17 protein-coding genes are annotated in these 15,026 nt (G+C 52.1%); 1 reads left to right on the top strand and 16 read right to left on the bottom strand.

Annotated elements, in window-relative coordinates; all coding sequences use genetic code 11:
- Window positions 1-59: 59 nt before the first annotated feature.
- The 9 genes from V4U84_RS10550 to V4U84_RS10510 form a co-directional block, all read right to left on the bottom strand.
- The gene (locus tag V4U84_RS10550; protein ID WP_334077141.1) at window positions 60-272 is read right to left on the bottom strand and encodes a hypothetical protein; all 213 of its coding nucleotides are present in this window, start codon (window positions 270-272) and stop codon (window positions 60-62) included.
- On the bottom strand, window positions 269-1,501 hold the full coding sequence (locus V4U84_RS10545; protein ID WP_334077140.1) for an MFS transporter: 1,233 nt from the start codon (window positions 1,499-1,501) through the stop codon (window positions 269-271). Before V4U84_RS10545 ends, V4U84_RS10550 begins: the two co-directional genes overlap by 4 nt.
- 117 nt (window positions 1,502-1,618) lie before the next feature.
- Window positions 1,619-1,795, bottom strand: coding sequence for a hypothetical protein (locus tag V4U84_RS10540; protein WP_334077139.1), 177 nt, complete (start codon window positions 1,793-1,795; stop codon window positions 1,619-1,621).
- An 83-nt stretch (window positions 1,796-1,878) separates the two neighbouring features.
- A complete protein-coding gene (gene splB, locus V4U84_RS10535; RefSeq protein WP_334077138.1) occupies window positions 1,879-2,907 on the bottom strand; it encodes a spore photoproduct lyase in 1,029 nt (342 codons plus the stop codon).
- Window positions 2,904-3,173, bottom strand: a complete 270-nt coding sequence (locus V4U84_RS10530; RefSeq protein WP_416367231.1) for a transcriptional regulator SplA domain-containing protein — start codon at window positions 3,171-3,173, stop codon at window positions 2,904-2,906. The genes splB and V4U84_RS10530 overlap by 4 nt, the downstream gene beginning before the upstream one ends.
- A 159-nt stretch (window positions 3,174-3,332) precedes the next feature.
- A complete protein-coding gene (locus tag V4U84_RS10525) occupies window positions 3,333-3,890 on the bottom strand; it encodes a polymer-forming cytoskeletal protein (RefSeq protein WP_334071431.1) in 558 nt (185 codons plus the stop codon).
- Between the two features lie 131 nt (window positions 3,891-4,021).
- Window positions 4,022-4,645, bottom strand: a complete 624-nt coding sequence (locus V4U84_RS10520) for a response regulator transcription factor (RefSeq protein ID WP_334077136.1) — start codon at window positions 4,643-4,645, stop codon at window positions 4,022-4,024.
- Window positions 4,629-6,947 carry a sensor histidine kinase gene (locus V4U84_RS10515; protein ID WP_334077135.1) on the bottom strand — a complete coding sequence of 773 codons (2,319 nt, stop codon included), beginning with the start codon at window positions 6,945-6,947 and terminating at the stop codon, window positions 4,629-4,631. Before V4U84_RS10515 ends, V4U84_RS10520 begins: the two co-directional genes overlap by 17 nt.
- A 44-nt stretch (window positions 6,948-6,991) precedes the next feature.
- Complete coding sequence (locus V4U84_RS10510) at window positions 6,992-7,795, bottom strand: CPBP family intramembrane glutamic endopeptidase (RefSeq protein WP_334077134.1); 804 nt, start codon at window positions 7,793-7,795, stop codon at window positions 6,992-6,994.
- A 179-nt stretch (window positions 7,796-7,974) separates the two neighbouring features.
- Here V4U84_RS10510 and V4U84_RS10505 point away from each other — a divergent pair, with 179 nt between their 5' ends.
- Window positions 7,975-8,904 carry a serine hydrolase domain-containing protein gene (locus V4U84_RS10505; RefSeq protein WP_334071435.1) on the top strand — a complete coding sequence of 310 codons (930 nt, stop codon included), beginning with the start codon at window positions 7,975-7,977 and terminating at the stop codon, window positions 8,902-8,904.
- A gap of 67 nt (window positions 8,905-8,971) precedes the next feature.
- On the opposite strand, the gene V4U84_RS10500 is transcribed toward V4U84_RS10505, so the two are convergent.
- The 7 genes from V4U84_RS10500 to V4U84_RS10470 all read right to left on the bottom strand — a co-directional run bounded on the left by V4U84_RS10500 (window position 8,972) and on the right by V4U84_RS10470 (window position 14,978).
- Complete coding sequence (locus V4U84_RS10500) at window positions 8,972-9,652, bottom strand: MOSC domain-containing protein (RefSeq protein ID WP_334071436.1); 681 nt, start codon at window positions 9,650-9,652, stop codon at window positions 8,972-8,974.
- A 19-nt stretch (window positions 9,653-9,671) separates the two neighbouring features.
- Window positions 9,672-10,166 (bottom strand): hypothetical protein, encoded by a 495-nt coding sequence (locus V4U84_RS10495; protein ID WP_334071437.1) that lies wholly within the window; start codon window positions 10,164-10,166, stop codon window positions 9,672-9,674.
- Window positions 10,163-11,263, bottom strand: coding sequence for a GIY-YIG nuclease family protein (locus V4U84_RS10490; RefSeq protein ID WP_334071438.1), 1,101 nt, complete (start codon window positions 11,261-11,263; stop codon window positions 10,163-10,165). The genes V4U84_RS10495 and V4U84_RS10490 overlap by 4 nt, the downstream gene beginning before the upstream one ends.
- Before the next feature lie 208 nt (window positions 11,264-11,471).
- On the bottom strand, window positions 11,472-12,026 hold the full coding sequence (locus V4U84_RS10485) for a hypothetical protein (RefSeq protein WP_334071439.1): 555 nt from the start codon (window positions 12,024-12,026) through the stop codon (window positions 11,472-11,474).
- 179 nt (window positions 12,027-12,205) lie between these two features.
- Window positions 12,206-13,228 carry a DUF5643 domain-containing protein gene (locus tag V4U84_RS10480; RefSeq protein ID WP_334071440.1) on the bottom strand — a complete coding sequence of 341 codons (1,023 nt, stop codon included), beginning with the start codon at window positions 13,226-13,228 and terminating at the stop codon, window positions 12,206-12,208.
- Between the two features lie 21 nt (window positions 13,229-13,249).
- Window positions 13,250-14,422, bottom strand: a complete 1,173-nt coding sequence (locus V4U84_RS10475) for a DUF4179 domain-containing protein (RefSeq protein WP_334071442.1) — start codon at window positions 14,420-14,422, stop codon at window positions 13,250-13,252.
- Window positions 14,388-14,978, bottom strand: a complete 591-nt coding sequence (locus tag V4U84_RS10470; protein WP_334071443.1) for an RNA polymerase sigma factor — start codon at window positions 14,976-14,978, stop codon at window positions 14,388-14,390. The genes V4U84_RS10475 and V4U84_RS10470 overlap by 35 nt, the downstream gene beginning before the upstream one ends.
- Window positions 14,979-15,026: the final 48 nt, after the last annotated feature.

The following is a 15,026-nucleotide window of genomic DNA, read 5'->3' as shown; positions in this document are numbered from 1 at the left end:
ATGCCCCCACCCGTTGGCAACCGAAAGGATGCAAAAATGCAGGAATTTGGGGCCGTCCCTTAAGGACAGAAGCAAAAAGATGCGAGGATGCAGGAATTTTTGGAAATTTCGGAGTTTGAAGCATCTTTCGGCTTACATAAATGCAGATTTGCATCAATTTTATTAAATAGAGCGCCTATGCAAAAAAAGCCTGCAGATTTGCAGGTTTTTTCGCATCCGCCTTTGGGCTGCCGTTGTCGACCAGGTTCTCCCAACGTCAACGCCTTGGTCACTCGACAGCCTCCCGCTCCTCCGGCTTGCCCGCCTCAAGCAGCACCCGATTCCGCCCCAGAAGCACGGCGAGAAGCATAAGCATGACGCCAGTGCCAGCAAGGAGCCATTCGATTCGGACGACATCCGCCAGCGGACCGAAAATCAGCATGCCGATCGGCATCATCGACGTGGAAATCATGCCGAGGACCCCGAATACCCTTCCCATGAAGTTTTCGTCGACTTTTTCTTGAAGCAGCACCGTTGAAGGCGTATTGAACATCGGCATAGCGATGCCGAAGACAGCCATGAACAGCAGGTATGTCCAGAATACCGGAACAACTCCGAGCGCCAACGTACAGCCCCCCATCACCACGCCGGCGAGCATGACCGTCCGGATTTTATTTTTGAAGCCGCCCCAGGCCGCGATCAGCCCCCCGCCCGCCATCATCCCGATGGAGAAGGCAATTTCGATGGCGGTTAACCGCCAGACATCGTCGCCGAAGCTGCGCGTAACTTGCAGCGGCGTCAAAAATGCGGCCGGCGCCATCAGCACGAACAGGACCGCGAAAAACAGAAAGAAGATTTTTAGGAAGCGATGGTTTTTTATGTAGAGCAGCCCCTCTTTCAAGTCGCTGAAATAACCTGTCGTTTGCTTTTCGGTGGCCTTCTTGTGAGCAGGGATATTAAAGAACAAAAGCAGCGTGAGAATGGCGATGGCCGCGGTGATGACATCGATAAAGAAAATGCTTACGATCGACGCTTTCGTCAGCAAGGCCGCGCTGACCATCGGGGAGACAAACATGATCACCGCTTGCAGCGTGCCGTTCGTTCCGTTAACCTTCGTCAGCTTGTCTTGCGGCACGATTTGCGGCAGAATGGCACCGACTGCCGGTGTCTGGATTCCTGTCCCTAAAGCGCGGATCGCCGATATCACGAACAGAAGCCAGGTCGCCTCGTAACCGAGCAAAAAGACAGCGGCAAGAATCAGCGTCGCGGTGGCGATCATGCCGTCCGACAAAATAATCAGCCATTTTCGGTTAAAACGGTCCGCCCACACCCCCGCAAAAGGAGACAGGATAAAGGTCGGAATAAAGCCGCACAAAATGAACAGCGTCATCATAACCCCGGATTGGGTAGTCAGCGTAATGTGCCACATGATGGCATATTGGACCAAGGACGAGCCAAACAGCGAAATGGTCTGGCTGCTCAAAAACAGCACAATATTTCGTTTCCAGTTGTTCACGGTCATCTCCTTTTTTCATCGGAAGAATGGTTTAATATCGCCAATATTGTATCATGACTGGGGGCGGATTCAAACGCCGAGCCAATGAATGAAAGAAAAAAGCCGGGGAATCCTCCCCGACTTTTACCGGACAAAACCTTTTTCCTTTAACGCCTCGTACGCGGCACTTTCCTGCTCATCTTTGATCTGATATTCCAGCGTTCCGTCGACTACCTTCGCGCAGCGCCCTCCGAACGGTTTAAGGGCCTCCTTGATCGCGCTAAGCTCAGGGCTGGCTTGTAAAGGGTATTGAACTTTCATGGGCTTACCCACCTCCTAAGGTAGGATTACAATAAAAGCTCAGCCTGTACAGTGAGAAAAATCACACCAACGCCCTTTCCGCCTTAAGTAAAATACTCCAGCTTCGCCTGCGGGAAAAACGTCTCCATATATGAAAAAAGGCGGGATTTGATATCCTCCTCTTCTTCCTTTTGATAGATGTATTTGCCGATCCCGTATTTGCCCCATTTGTACCTCCGCTTCTCTTCGTCCAGCTCGAGCTTGGTCATGGGGTAATTTTTCTCGATGATCCGCTTGGCCGGCTTGGTGAACCGGTGCTGAATAAATTCAAAGGTGATATCGTCTCTCGCATCGGCGGGCAATTCGGCGTCAAGTCGTTCGAACATGTGGCGATACCCATCCTCCCATCCCTCATGAAGATAGATCGGAGCGACGATAAAACCGAGCGGATAGCCGGCCCGCGCCACCTTTCCGGCGGCCTCGATTCTCTTGTCCAAAGGCGATGTCCCCGGTTCAAAGTTTTTGATCACATAGTCCGCGTTTATGCTAAAGCGAAAACGGGTTTTGCCGTTATGCCGGGCATCCAGCAGATGATCGACATGATGGAATTTCGTTACAAACCGAAGTTTCCCGTACTCCGACAATGCGAAATGTTCAATCGCCCGTTTTAACGTGTGCGTCAGATGATCGATGCCCACGATATCCGAAGTACAAGAGGCTTCGAACCGGGTTATCTCCGGCGCTCTCTCGGCCATATATCGGTCCGCCGCTTCCAAAATTTCCTCCACATTGACATAAGTCCGGATATAGGGCTTGGTCCCCATCGTCGTCTGCAGGTAGCAGTAATGGCAATGGCCCATACATCCCGTCGCAAACGGAATCGCATATTCGGCGGAAGGCTTGGACGTGTCGAATTTCAGCGTTTTGCGGATGCCTACGACAAGAGTCGACTTGGCTACACGGTATTTTTGCAGATCGCTGTCGCCCGGCAAATTCCGGATTTGGTTGTGCGAGGTCGTATAGCGAATATCCAGCTTCATCTTTTCAAACTTTTGCATAAGCTCTCTGCCCAGCGGATAATCCAGGGCATCCGGCTCGAAATAAACAAGCCGCGGGGTAAACGGAGGATTCATTCCCAAATCCCCTCGGAGGCCGGCCCGTAAACGTCGTTGTAGACTTGTTCGGCCTCGTGTGCCGTGGAATAGACGGCCATCTCATCCGTCAGCGGATAGTAGGTCTCATATAGGAAAACCGCCAATTCCCCCGGCTTCTCCGGATGATTCACAACCGCAGCTTCCTGAATGTTGGCTACATCCTGGGTATGCGGGTTCCGGTAAAACACATAGACGATATCTCCCGCTCTATAAGTTTGAGCCCCATTTTCTTGTTCATCGTACATTTCCATTCTCCTCCCTTCCTTTCCTCAAAAAATCACTTCAAGTAACTTATGTATTTCCCTTCGGGCAAAAAAATATTTATGTCGTCCCAGCCGTAAGACTAAATTTCAAACACAAAAAAGGGAGCCGACTTGGCTCCCCCTTGTTACGCAGATAACGGATTATTTCACTTCAGCCGTGCCCGTTACTTTACCATCGATTTTGGCGGACGCTTTGACATCCTCGTTGGCATAATAAATATTTCCGTCTACCGTTGCCGACTCATGCAGATTAAATCCGTTCGCTTCGACGTAGACGTCACCCTTAACCGTGCCGCCTTGAATTCTCAAGTTTTCGCTTTGCACCGTAAGCTTAGGCACCGTCAGGGTGAAAGAAGCGGTAATCTTATGGTTCTCGTCTTGCGTGTAAAGGGCGATTTTACGGTAAATATCGCCGTCCGGTTTGTTCTTGTCGTGGAATTCCCCAGCCACCACAACGTCCTTGTCAACCGTTAAATCACCCAAAGTGGCGATGATCCAGGTTCCTTTCTCACTAACCGCATTGATGAACGCATCCGCATCATTTACGATGGAAGCGGTCGTTACCGCATCCGGTTGTTCGGCGGTAGCGGTTTGCCCGGCAGCCTTATCCGGTTCAGCCGCTTTCTCCTCCTTGGCGCCGCATCCGGACAACAATGCGATGGCGACACCCGCAACCAACAAGCCTTTAAAGATTTTCACAGTGGTTTCCCCCTACTCTTTTTGATTACAAGTTGATTATAATTAAAAGCAGCAGTAAGTAATGTGACAATTTTCACAAGCATGTGATATTATTCACTTTTGCACTCCATTTTAGGTTTCGCCCGTCTCGTCTATAGCTGCACCGGCCCGAGAATTCCCAGTTCATATCCCTTGGCCACAGCGCCGATTCGCGTCTTGACCTCCAGCTTTTGGATAATCGAACTGATATGGTATTCCACCGTCCGCTGGCTGACGGCCAGTTCCCGGGCGATATCCTTGTTGGTGAGCTCTCTGGCCACGAGGGCCAGAACCCGTTGTTCCATAGGAGTCAACGGGTCTACCGGTAGTTTGGCGAACAGCTTCTCGGGCATCAGCACATGGCCTGTCATGCTCTGCCGAATTGCATTGATAATTTGCGGATACGTCGCCTGTTTGGATAAATAGGCGTTGACGCCAAGCTCGTAGGCCTTCCTGTAAAACTCGTCATACACATATCCGGACAGCATAATCAGCTTCAATGAAGCTCCGTACTTCCCCTTCAAGATGGACGCAAGCTCAAAACCGTCCAGTTTCGGCATGGAAACATCCATAACCAACACATCCGGTTCATACCGGTCGATCTGATCCAATAACACCAGGGGATCCGAAAACGCCGCCTGAACCGAGAAAGTCGGCTCTTCTTCAAGCCGGTTCTTTAACCCCTCCATTACGAGCGGATGATCATCCAGCAGAATAATGTTAACCAAGTTTTCCATAATCGCCCTCCTTTCGTTCGTACGCCGCAAGCTTCAGCGTTACTCTCGTCCCTTTTCCGGGGGACGCCTGAAGCTCTATTTCCCCACCCAGATATTCAACCTGGGCGCTGACGGAAATAAGCCCGATATGCTTCCCCTCCAGAAAGCGGCTGTCGCGGTACAGCGAGACCGGATCGAATCCTCTCCCGTTATCGCTGACCACACAAGTGATTCCTTCCTCCGGATGACTCCGCACCCGTAACTCAAGATGCGTGGCTTCCGCATGTTTTAATGCGTTATTGGTCAGCTCGCGGATCATGCGGAATAAATTACTTCGAAGCAGCCGATCCGGCGGCTCAGCCAGCCCCCAATCGTAGCTCAGCACCGCGTCTATTCCCCTCTCTTCGGCAGACCTTACCAGCCACTTCAACGCCTCCTCCAAACCGGCCTTCTCCGCAATAGCCGGATGCAGATCATCGCAGATCAGCCGGATGTCCCGCTGCGAATCATAAACGCACTTCAGCCAGGTCTCCACCCGCCGGCGGTCCACCTTCCCCCGATCGGCGAGCTCCTCCAAATCCCGGGACAGGAAAATCAGGTTTTGCAGCAAATGGTCATGAAGAAAATACGTGGTCCGAATCCGTTCCGCGTGTTGGGCCTCCATCAGCATACGCTGCTCCAAACGCATATCGCTGACCCGTCTTTCAAACATCGCGTTCTGCTCCTTCGTCCGTTGATACTCCTGCTGCAATCCCGCCAGGCGGCGGGCGTTGATCAGGAGACGGATGGCCTCGTTTCGCATGCTGATGATCAGCTCCTTCTCATCCGCCGCCATAAGCGAAGAATTTCGCTTGGGACCGACGCAAAGGAAACCCTCGAACTCGCTCTCCCCCTCCATAAACAAAGGTTCAATATGGATAAAGTCAAACCTGGTCTGCAAGTATCCGGGATTCAACCACTCCCCCTCCTCCGGGGTTAAAGAGGCGTAAGCCCCGGTACCGTGCACGATCAGCCGGCTTCCGTCCCGCCAAACCAGGCAAATCCCCGTTACGTCCATCACACGTTCCATGACTTCCCCAATCATATTGAGAATATCCCGGATATTTCGGGCTTCCGCCGTTTGAATCGACAGCTTCAGCGTTTGCCTGTCCAGCCACTCCTTGCGTTTTCCGGCGCTTCTCTCCGACCAGCGGAGGCTTTTCCGGTAAGCGAGGGTCACGCCCAGAAACGCCAGAAACAGCAGCGCCGGCCAAAACGGCTGCGGCAATCGCGGTCCCAGCAAGAATAAAATAAACACCGCGCCGAAATACAGGCTGTGAATCATGACGCGCGGGAGATATAACTTCATATCAACCAGGCTGCGCTTATTGAGGACATACAACATCGTCGCCGATAGCGGCACGAGTCCAGTCAGCGCATATTCCGGCGGCACCATCGCGTCGCCCCGGATCAAATCCGGCAGAATATAAAGAAACACGTACGGTAGCAGGCTGAAATACATGCCGGTCACAAGCACCAGCGCCTGATTTTTTTCAATCCGGTCGATTTGTTTCCAATACAGGCCCACCGCCAAGACAACCAGCAGCAGTGCGACCATAAAAACCACATGCGCCGCTTCGCGGATCCAGCCCGGGATCTGCTCTCCGGCAACCGCATAAACAACATACCCGGAGAACAGGACGCAGAAAAGGCAAAAAGCGCGCAGCAGGTTGCGAAGCCGGCCCGATACCGACCGGATCACGAAGGAAACGCAAAAAGAAAGCAGCATATAAGGCAGCCAAATCGCGCTTAAAGACAAAATAAAATCCGACAGCCGCATCTCCGTGGAGTACAACGTCAGGATGGCCAGCGCCATTACGAAATTGATCGCCGCAAATTGCCTGACCAGCCGGGAATTGGGGTTTTTCCGGTAAGCCGACAGGCCGATGGCCAGAAGGACGAGTTCCGCCAGCACGGAAAACAGATTTTTTAGAGCATCGCGAATATCGGTCGAAACCTTCTTGTCGGAGACGGTTCCGTCCATACCCGCAAAGCTTATTCCGGATACCTTGACCAGAGATACGGGGCTTACGCTCGCTCTTAACCGTTCATCCGCCGCTTCCCCGTCTATGGTCAGCACACGGACCCCCGGTTCCAGCCCCCAGGCGGCCGCTTTTCCGTAGGGATTCACCTCCGCCACGATCCATTGTGAGCCGCTCCGCTCCAACAATGCCCCGATGTATGGGTAGCGGATGGATTCCGCATGAATGTACACGGCCAGACACAGAAAAGCCAAAACGGCCAACGCCATTCGAATATGATATTTGGAACCGAACAACGGCATAAATTCCCGTCTCCTTCAAACTAGCGAATCGAATCGTCAGAGGGTCACACACCTACCAGGTACAACGTAACGAACCCCCACAGCGTATTGATATAAACGTGAAACAGAATGGCGCCATATATATTTTTGCGCAAACGAACCAGTATTTCGCAAGGAATGATTACGGCAAGAGGAATAAACGCCCAGTTTACGGGGGCTTGCCACATGTGGTAGAACTGGAACAGCACGCTGACGATGAGCCAATTCCATTTGAGGGCTCCGACTTTGCGCAGGAGATACCCGCGAAAGTAAATTTCTTCCCCGATAAAATTGCCGATCAGGCCGATGACGAGAAGCGGCCAGGGGAAATCGTAATAGCCCTGATTGTAGATATGCCATTCTCCCATATGCAGCGCGGGAAGACGATCCAGTAGCCCCGACAAGGGAGGATAAATATACTTCATATAGGGAAGGGACAACACGGTGAACACGACTGTGATGATGGGCAGAACGAGAAGCAGCCCTTTAAGATCAAGCTTGGTAAATCCCAGGTATTTCAACGATTGCTTAAAGGTAAGCTTATCCACAAATCTTAGCATGAAAAAAGGAAAAAGAATATGCCAGCCGCTGGCCATCAAAGCCAGAATCAAAAACTGGTAATTATGGCTGGACAACCCCGTCCATGCCATTAGCGGTTCGCGAAACGGGAAAATCAGCAGATAGGTGAAGATGCCCGGGAGGATCCCGAGCGAAAGGTACAACGCGATCCGTTTGGGGGTTTTGGCTTGATGCTGTTCCAGGAGACGGTCAATCTCCGGATCTTTGCGGACAAAAAAGTCGGTAAGACGGGTTTTCCAGGCGGTACTCATCCAATATTTCCACTCCTCATTCTCTATTCGGTACATTCCCAGAATAGTAGAAAAATCGCTTCGGCGAATCCGTAGTGAACGGTGGTTTTCGGGGGGAGCCCGCCGATTTTTTTGCGTGATCACGCAACCGCTGATATAGTAATGGAAATGATGGTAACGAACCAAAGGATGATTATCGTATGAACCTGACCTCATTGCAGCAGACCTTAAATCCGTTTGACCTTCGAAGCTGTTTGATCAGCCACCGTGGAGAGCCCGTGTTCCGGCATTACCGGGATATCCGCTGCGGCACGGAGCCAGCAAAGACCAACTCCTGCACGAAAAGCATACTTTCCGCCCTGATCTGCATCGCGATGGATCAGGGGAAGCTGCCGGAAGCGGGAGCGGCCATCGCCGATTTTTTCCCGCAGCTGGCCGACGATCCAGACCCTCGAAAACGGGACATCACCCTGGAGCATCTCCTGACCATGTCGGCCGGATGGGAATGGACGGAATTCGGCGGGCGCAACTCCTTCCCGCGGATGACCCGGACCTCCAACTGGGTGGACTTTGTGCTTGCGCAGCCTTTGGCCCATCCGCCAGGCGGCCGGATGGAGTACAATTCCGGGGCGTCGCAGCTGCTTTCCTCCATCCTGTTCCAAGCCACCGGCATGGATGCGGCCGCCTTTGCCGAACAATTCTTGTTCGGACCGCTCGGCATCGGAGAATACAAGTGGGAGCAAGATCCCCAGGGGCATCGCACCGGAGGCTTTGGGTTATGGCTGCGCCCGGCCGACCTGCTCAAATTCGGCCAGCTTTATTTGCAGGAAGGCCGCTGGGATGAACAGCACCTGATATCCCGCAGGCTGGCCAAGCTCTCCGTACAGCCCGCCCTTCCTGCAGCTCCGCCGAACCGCGGCAGGTACGCCTGGCACTGGTGGACCGACACTTACGGCGAAACGGCGGAGACGGCTTTTGATTATTTTTATGCGCGCGGCTTTGGCGGCCAGTTTGTTTATGTCGTTCCGAGCCTGGATATCGTGGTCGTCTTGACCGATGATAAACGCAAAAAAGACCGGAGCCCGGTCGATCTTTTCCGCCGGCATATCGCGCCTCTATTGGTTCGGTAAATCCGCAATCCCCGCCTGATCACGAAAAAGGAGGCGATTTCCGCCTCCTTGCATCCCCGCTCTTGGTTTAGTTACCTTGCAGCCGTTCCCGCGTATTTACATCTTGCCCTTCCAACCGCTTCGTCAAGGTAGCCCGCCAGCTCTCCGACAGTTCTTTGACCTCGAGAAGCCGCTTGATGCCATCGACGTTCTTCTTGTCATGGTGCATTATCCGGTTGGCGAAATCCACGGTTACGCCCAGAGGGTGTCGGGTCAGCAGTGTTAACTCCGAGGTTGGGAATACCGTCCCCTCTTCAAGCACCCGGAAATAATAGCCGGTAAAGCCGGTGTCCTGAACTTTTATCGGCATGTCGGGAACCTGGTAACGGGCGGCTAATTTGTAGCAGGGCTGGCGCGGCTGTGTGATTTGCACCACCGCTTCGCCCAATTGAAAAGTATCCCCGATGCACACATCGGTTTCCAGCAGCCCACGTGTGGTCAAGTTCTCGCCGAACGCGCCGAAATCCAGCGTCGTCCCCAGTTCCTGCTCCCAGTAAGGATAATGCTCGTAAGGATACACGCAAACCGCCTTATCCTTGCCGCCATGGTGGACCAGGTCGGCCTGACCGTCCCCATCCAGGTTGATCCGGGACAGAAGCAACGGCCGCCCGGCCGGCTGCTTGCGAATCCCGCTTTCTACCTCTTTATTATTGTACATTAAAGGCTGTGGCTTGCCGATGTTCAATGAAACGATTTCCGCACGTGTCATGGTTTCCCCCTCCGTTAAATTAGATGCAGGTCGGCTTGACCGGAATGTCGTACAGCCCGATCGCCGTCTCCAGCGTTTGATTCAATCGTTGGATCACCTTATACGCCGGCTCCAACGTATCCTCGATCCCGTCGACAAAGAGCTCGATATGGAATTTCAAGCTCGTCCCCAACTGCCGGCCAAGCGGAGAATCCGGCGGCAAAGCAAACGGCCTCATTTGGATCTTCGTCCCTCCCCTGGCAGCATCCCGCACAAACCAGGCCAAAAACTCGATCGCTTCAAGCCCCTCCACCGAGTACTCGATCCCGATTTCAAACTGGATCAGCACTTCATTTTCCATTCCGCCCCCGGTGCGCAATAGAGCGGCATGCGGCAGGTGGGCAAATGGGGGGAAACGCAGCACCTCGGCATCCACCGCAGCCAAATTGTCGACTCCGCTCTCGATTTCCGTAATCCCCTTGAGCTTCATGATGGTTTGATGAAAATCTTGAATTTCGTTCGGATAATGGCTCATCCCGTTCCTCCTGTCATTAGCCTTTCCCCGCCTAAAAAAGACACTACCGCCCGCCTTAGATCATCCTCTCCGTCCGGTTCAAGCCAGGCTTCCGACAGGATCAAATGCCGGCAGGTGCTGTTCCGCAGGTAGCTGTAAATAATTTGCGCTTCATCAATTTCCTCGCGCGTAAGCTCATGAGTGGCGGCCGTCTCCTCCACACAACGGCTGTGAAGCCAGTTCATCAAGGATGAAACCGGCTTGATTCGATCCGCTTCCAGCGGGTTGTATTTGATACTATAAAGAATTTGATGGCGCCGGACAAGAAACAGCTTGCTCTCGCGTTCATTCAGCGGCTCCGACAACAGAATCATCCGGTTTTGCTCGGCGAAAGAGATGACCTTCTCCTGCCGCAGCAGAAGCTTCAAAGCATCGATCCCGTCCCGGTATCTGGCCGCCCGCTCGAAATCAAACTCACCCGCCGCCTCATCCATTTCCCGCTGCATTTCCTCCAAGAGGCCGAAATCCCGGGCTTCCAGAAGCGCTATCAGCCGTTCCATGACGCGATCCGACTCCCTGGCGGCCACTCCCCCAAGACATCCTCCGAGACAAAGGCCGAGGGACACATTCAGGCAAGGACCGCGCGCCCCGGCGGACTGGACGCAGGCAATGCGCAAGCTTTCTTTGATTTTGGTTAGCGCCTTCCCGACCGTATGCCTGCTCGCAGTGTACGGCCCGAAACTTGGCAAATCACTTTCCGGCTCGCCCCGTCGGCCCAGTTCCAGGCTGCGCCTGCCATCCTTGCCCGTCCTTACTTTCACATAGACGTAGGCCTGCGGACTTTTCATCTTCTTGTTATACATCGGCCGCAGCTCATGAATGAGACGGCATTCCAGCATAAAAGCCTCGAATTCGGTATCCGTAATCCTGATCTCAAGGTCCTTCACATTGTTGACCAGCCTCTGCGTTTTTCTCGAATGCTTTTCGGAGGAGGTAAAGTACGATTTGACCCGCTGCTTCAAATTTTTGGATTTACCGACGTACAGAATATCCCCATGACCATCCTTCATCATATAAACGCCCGGTAAGGCGGGAAGGTTCTGCAATTGGTCTATCAAAATGTCCGCCTCCTCTTCCTGCGCTCTTCCACCCTTCCAACTCCAAATAGATGCAAATCTGCAGGCATTTCTGGCTATTTTAGAGAAACGGGTCGGTTTCGCTGAAAATTCCTGCAGATTTGCAGGCATTTTGAAATTCTTGTTCCGTACAAGAAAAAACATGCATATTTGCAGGAATTCTATGTGATCAAGGTTGTGTGACGGAGTGCTAGTTTTTATAGGTTATGGCTGTTCCGCAAAACTCGCACTTCACCGCTTTTTCGGGGTAAACCACCGTCTTAGCGCCGCAGCCGGGACAATCCACGGATATCGGCCCTTTCGGGGGCTCGCTCTTCTGGGGAGCTTGGCCGAACAATACGTTGAAGGCTTCGCCCAAATCACCCAATTCGCCCGGATCGAGGGAGAACGTAACTTGAGACGCCTTCGCGGCGGTTCTCTCTTGGATTAACGAGCGGACAAAGTCGTTAACGAACCTCGCGTCCATTCGCAAATAACCCATGGGGTTATAGACGAAGGCTTGCGGCGGCTCTCCGGAAAGATCCGGGATCTGAGCGCCGGGAGCCAGTTGCTCTTGGGGCTGCGAAGGTGTCGTCGATCCTTTAAATAAGACAATCGAGAGCCAGAGCAGCAGTCCGCCGGGGATTAGAAAAAATAGGGCGGTGGGCAAATCTCTTTGAGCTAGAATAACTATCAAAAAAAACAGCAGAAACAAAAAAGAGACAATGGATGAAATGACGCCCATGGAAAATCTAAAAACCTTCATAACCTCAAATTAATCCTCCTATTATTTACAGAGCACAGAACTCCGGTTTAACCTAGTTTCTATTTCGATATCGGCGTGGCAGTATCCTGCTGACAAACGAAGATTAAGGTCGAAATTTGTCCGTGACAAACGAGAAAAAGGCTGCCCAGGACCCCGAGGTCCATGGACAGCCTGTCAACTTACTTCTTGATTTTGTCCAAAGGAATTTTCATTTCTAATTCCTTCCAGTATGTTTTGGTTCCGACACTTTTCTCCGTGTCACCGACGACGCTCCAGTCTTTTTTATTGACCGTCAGCGTAAACGGTTTGATTGTAACGTACTTCGGTGTTCCTTTCACCGGGCTGTACAACTCGTCGATGTGGTATTTGGTTTTCGGCAGGCTGTTATAGTAAGGGAATTTCTGCTGCTGCAGCAGGTTCCCTTGATCGTCCACGATATCGTAATACATCATGCTGGCGATATATTTGCCGGTCTGCTTGGACGTCGCCGGCACTTTGCCGGTGCTGTCGATGACCAACTGGGTTGTGGACGACGAGATGTACAGTTCCTTGACGGTGTAGCTGAACCCTTTGTGCTTCTTCGTGGCGTTGGGCTTGACAAGAATCGATTTCTTATCGATTTCTACCGGAATCTTGAATTCGAAGGCCTCATCGACCCCGGTCACCTGGGCCTGGATCGTCAGCTCAAACTGATCGGGCCAATCGGCTTTTTTTCCGATTTGATACATACATGCGTTTTTTATTCTCCCAGAGTCGCCGAAGCTGCCCCAATCGTTCATCTCCTGACCGTCGATCAAAAGAGTGGGTCTTTTAATATACCCTTTTCCCTTTTTGTTTTTTTCTCTTTCTTCGTTAAGGATGACAACCGATTCATCGTCCGGAAAATTTGCACCCTGGCGCTCTATGACGAAGGATAACCGGGTTTTGTCGTAAATCAGATGGGATAGCCGGAGCGTCACGCCGTCGTGCGTTACGCTGAGATTGGCCGCGGCGGCGTTCCCGGCCGCGCCGCTGGCCGCCGCCAGCAAAGAGCTATACGACAAAGTTGGCTTAAAGGCCTCATCCAAGGCCGCGGCCTTGGCCGCGGGCAGCGTGCCGGCGACGGGGATCACAGCCCCCAGCACCGCCGCCGCGGTTAAGGTCAGTGCGGATTTCTTCAACAGTTCGGCTATAGAGGATACATCTTTTTTTGTTCTGTTCATCGTTTTCTCCATTCTGGTTGATTATTTTTCCACGGGAATCGTCATTTCCAGATCCTTGATGTAGTTTTTGGTTCCAAGGCTGCCTTGGGTCTCGCCGATAGCCTTCCAAGTCTTCTTGTTGACCGTCAGGGTGTACGGCTTGATCGTGATCGATTTCGGCGTTCCCTTGAACGGCGAGTATAGTTCGTCCACATGATATTCGGTTTTGGGCTCGCTATAAAATAACCCGACCTTGCGTTGATCCAGCATATTCCCTTGGTCATCGACGATATCGTAATACATCATGCTTGCGATATAATCGCCGGACAGTTCCGGGGAACTCGGCACCTTCCCTTTGCTGTCGATAACCAAACGGGTGGTAACCGGTGTGATGACCATCTCTTTTACGTTATAGCTGAAATCCTCATAAGTTTTGGTAGCGTTAGGCTTGAGCAGGAGGGTATTGTCCTGGATTTTCACCGGAACCTTGAATTCAAAGACTTCATCAACCCCCGTCACTTCGGTGCGGATTGTTAATTCAAATTCATTGCCCCAAACCGGTTTTTTAAACTGCACCTCCGCCATGTATGCATTTTCCCGCTTGGCAAAATCTCCATATCCGGCCGTTTGAACGTTCTCTAAACCCTTCAAAATGTCTTTGCCATCAATAAGTAAAGTCGGTTGCCCCCCTTTTATATAACCTTTTGGAATTTGGTCCTCGGGCTTTTCTCTTTCGCTAAGAGGAGCAACCGTACCCGGAAGATCCACGCCTTCCCGGTCCAGGATAAAGGACAATCTCGTTCCGTCATACAACAGGTCGCTGAGTTTCAAAGTGATGCCGTCATGCGTTACGCTCAGGTTGGGATCTATGACCAATCCTTGATCCATAGCGGCCTTGACCGCCTCTTCGCTGGTCCCCTCAAAAAGCGTGCTGAACATCGGAATCTGTTTCAAAGCATCCGCCATCACCGGGGATACAAAGCCCGATCCGACGATGCCTCCTCCGAGAATCGCGGTGGCTGCGGCGGTCAATGCGGCCCGTTTCATGATATTCGGCTTGTTTTTGGCGTACTTTTCCGTTCTGGACATCTCCATCTCCCCAATTCGATTCATAATTTTATCGTTCAAACTTGTCTTAGGTATCGAGGACTGACGAATCATTCGCTCGATCGCTTCCATTTCAGCGGACTCCACTGGATCCGGCCATTTTCCCATGAGCTAACTCTCCTTTTTCAAGAACTCGGTCCATCAGTTTCCGGCGCAACCGTTCATATTTCTTGCGCAGGGTGGCCGGCTTCACGCTCATAACCTCGCCAATTTCATCAAAGCTGTACTGTTCCACGGATTTTAACAACAGGATGTGGCGTTCTTCGGCCGTCAAATACGTCAACAACTCTTCAATCATCGTTTCATGCGGCGAGATCTGTTGAACCGGTTGCTCCTCCATGCACTTTTCGACCAGTTGCATCCATCGGCCCTGCTTCTTCTTCATATTGATCAAATGATGATAAGCGACCTTGTAGAGCCATGCCGAAAATGAGACCTGCCTGCTGTATTTGTGAAGGTTCAGGTAGGCGCGAATAAATATCTCCTGAACCGCGTCTTCCGTTTCCGCATGATTTTTCAAAATATAGTAGCAGTAGGTGTACAGTTGCCGTTCAAACTGCCGGATGATGAGACCGTAGGCGTCCTTGTCTCCCGACTGGATCCTCTCGATCATCGCTTCGATCCGCGCTTTTTTCTCTTCCGCTTCCCCGGGGATTGGCTGCAAAAGATCACCTCCTTGTCTGTTTGCCTATATAACAATTCAGAACGTGCA

This window comes from Paenibacillus sanfengchensis (genome assembly GCF_036864765.1).
Classification (GTDB): Bacteria; Bacillota; Bacilli; order Paenibacillales; family Paenibacillaceae; genus Fontibacillus; species Fontibacillus sanfengchensis.
The sequence above is the reverse complement of the archived record's forward strand: the minus strand, read 5'-3'. Positions and strand labels throughout refer to the sequence as shown.

What these genes read in the sequence shown, in the direction of transcription:
- V4U84_RS10545 (WP_334077140.1), bottom strand. Translation starts at nt 1,501, where the DNA reads ATGACCGTGAACAACTGGAAACGAAATATTGTGCTGTTTTTGAGCAGC.
- V4U84_RS10540 (WP_334077139.1), bottom strand. Translation starts at nt 1,795, where the DNA reads ATGAAAGTTCAATACCCTTTACAAGCCAGCCCTGAGCTTAGCGCGATC.
- splB (WP_334077138.1), bottom strand. Translation starts at nt 2,907, where the DNA reads ATGAATCCTCCGTTTACCCCGCGGCTTGTTTATTTCGAGCCGGATGCC.
- V4U84_RS10530 (WP_416367231.1), bottom strand. Translation starts at nt 3,173, where the DNA reads ATGTACGATGAACAAGAAAATGGGGCTCAAACTTATAGAGCGGGAGAT.
- V4U84_RS10520 (WP_334077136.1), bottom strand. Translation starts at nt 4,645, where the DNA reads ATGGAAAACTTGGTTAACATTATTCTGCTGGATGATCATCCGCTCGTA.
- V4U84_RS10515 (WP_334077135.1), bottom strand. Translation starts at nt 6,947, where the DNA reads ATGCCGTTGTTCGGTTCCAAATATCATATTCGAATGGCGTTGGCCGTT.
- V4U84_RS10510 (WP_334077134.1), bottom strand. Translation starts at nt 7,795, where the DNA reads ATGAGTACCGCCTGGAAAACCCGTCTTACCGACTTTTTTGTCCGCAAA.
- V4U84_RS10505 (WP_334071435.1), top strand. Translation starts at nt 7,975, where the DNA reads ATGAACCTGACCTCATTGCAGCAGACCTTAAATCCGTTTGACCTTCGA.
- V4U84_RS10500 (WP_334071436.1), bottom strand. Translation starts at nt 9,652, where the DNA reads ATGACACGTGCGGAAATCGTTTCATTGAACATCGGCAAGCCACAGCCT.
- V4U84_RS10495 (WP_334071437.1), bottom strand. Translation starts at nt 10,166, where the DNA reads ATGAGCCATTATCCGAACGAAATTCAAGATTTTCATCAAACCATCATG.
- V4U84_RS10485 (WP_334071439.1), bottom strand. Translation starts at nt 12,026, where the DNA reads ATGAAGGTTTTTAGATTTTCCATGGGCGTCATTTCATCCATTGTCTCT.
- V4U84_RS10480 (WP_334071440.1), bottom strand. Translation starts at nt 13,228, where the DNA reads ATGAACAGAACAAAAAAAGATGTATCCTCTATAGCCGAACTGTTGAAG.
- V4U84_RS10475 (WP_334071442.1), bottom strand. Translation starts at nt 14,422, where the DNA reads ATGGGAAAATGGCCGGATCCAGTGGAGTCCGCTGAAATGGAAGCGATC.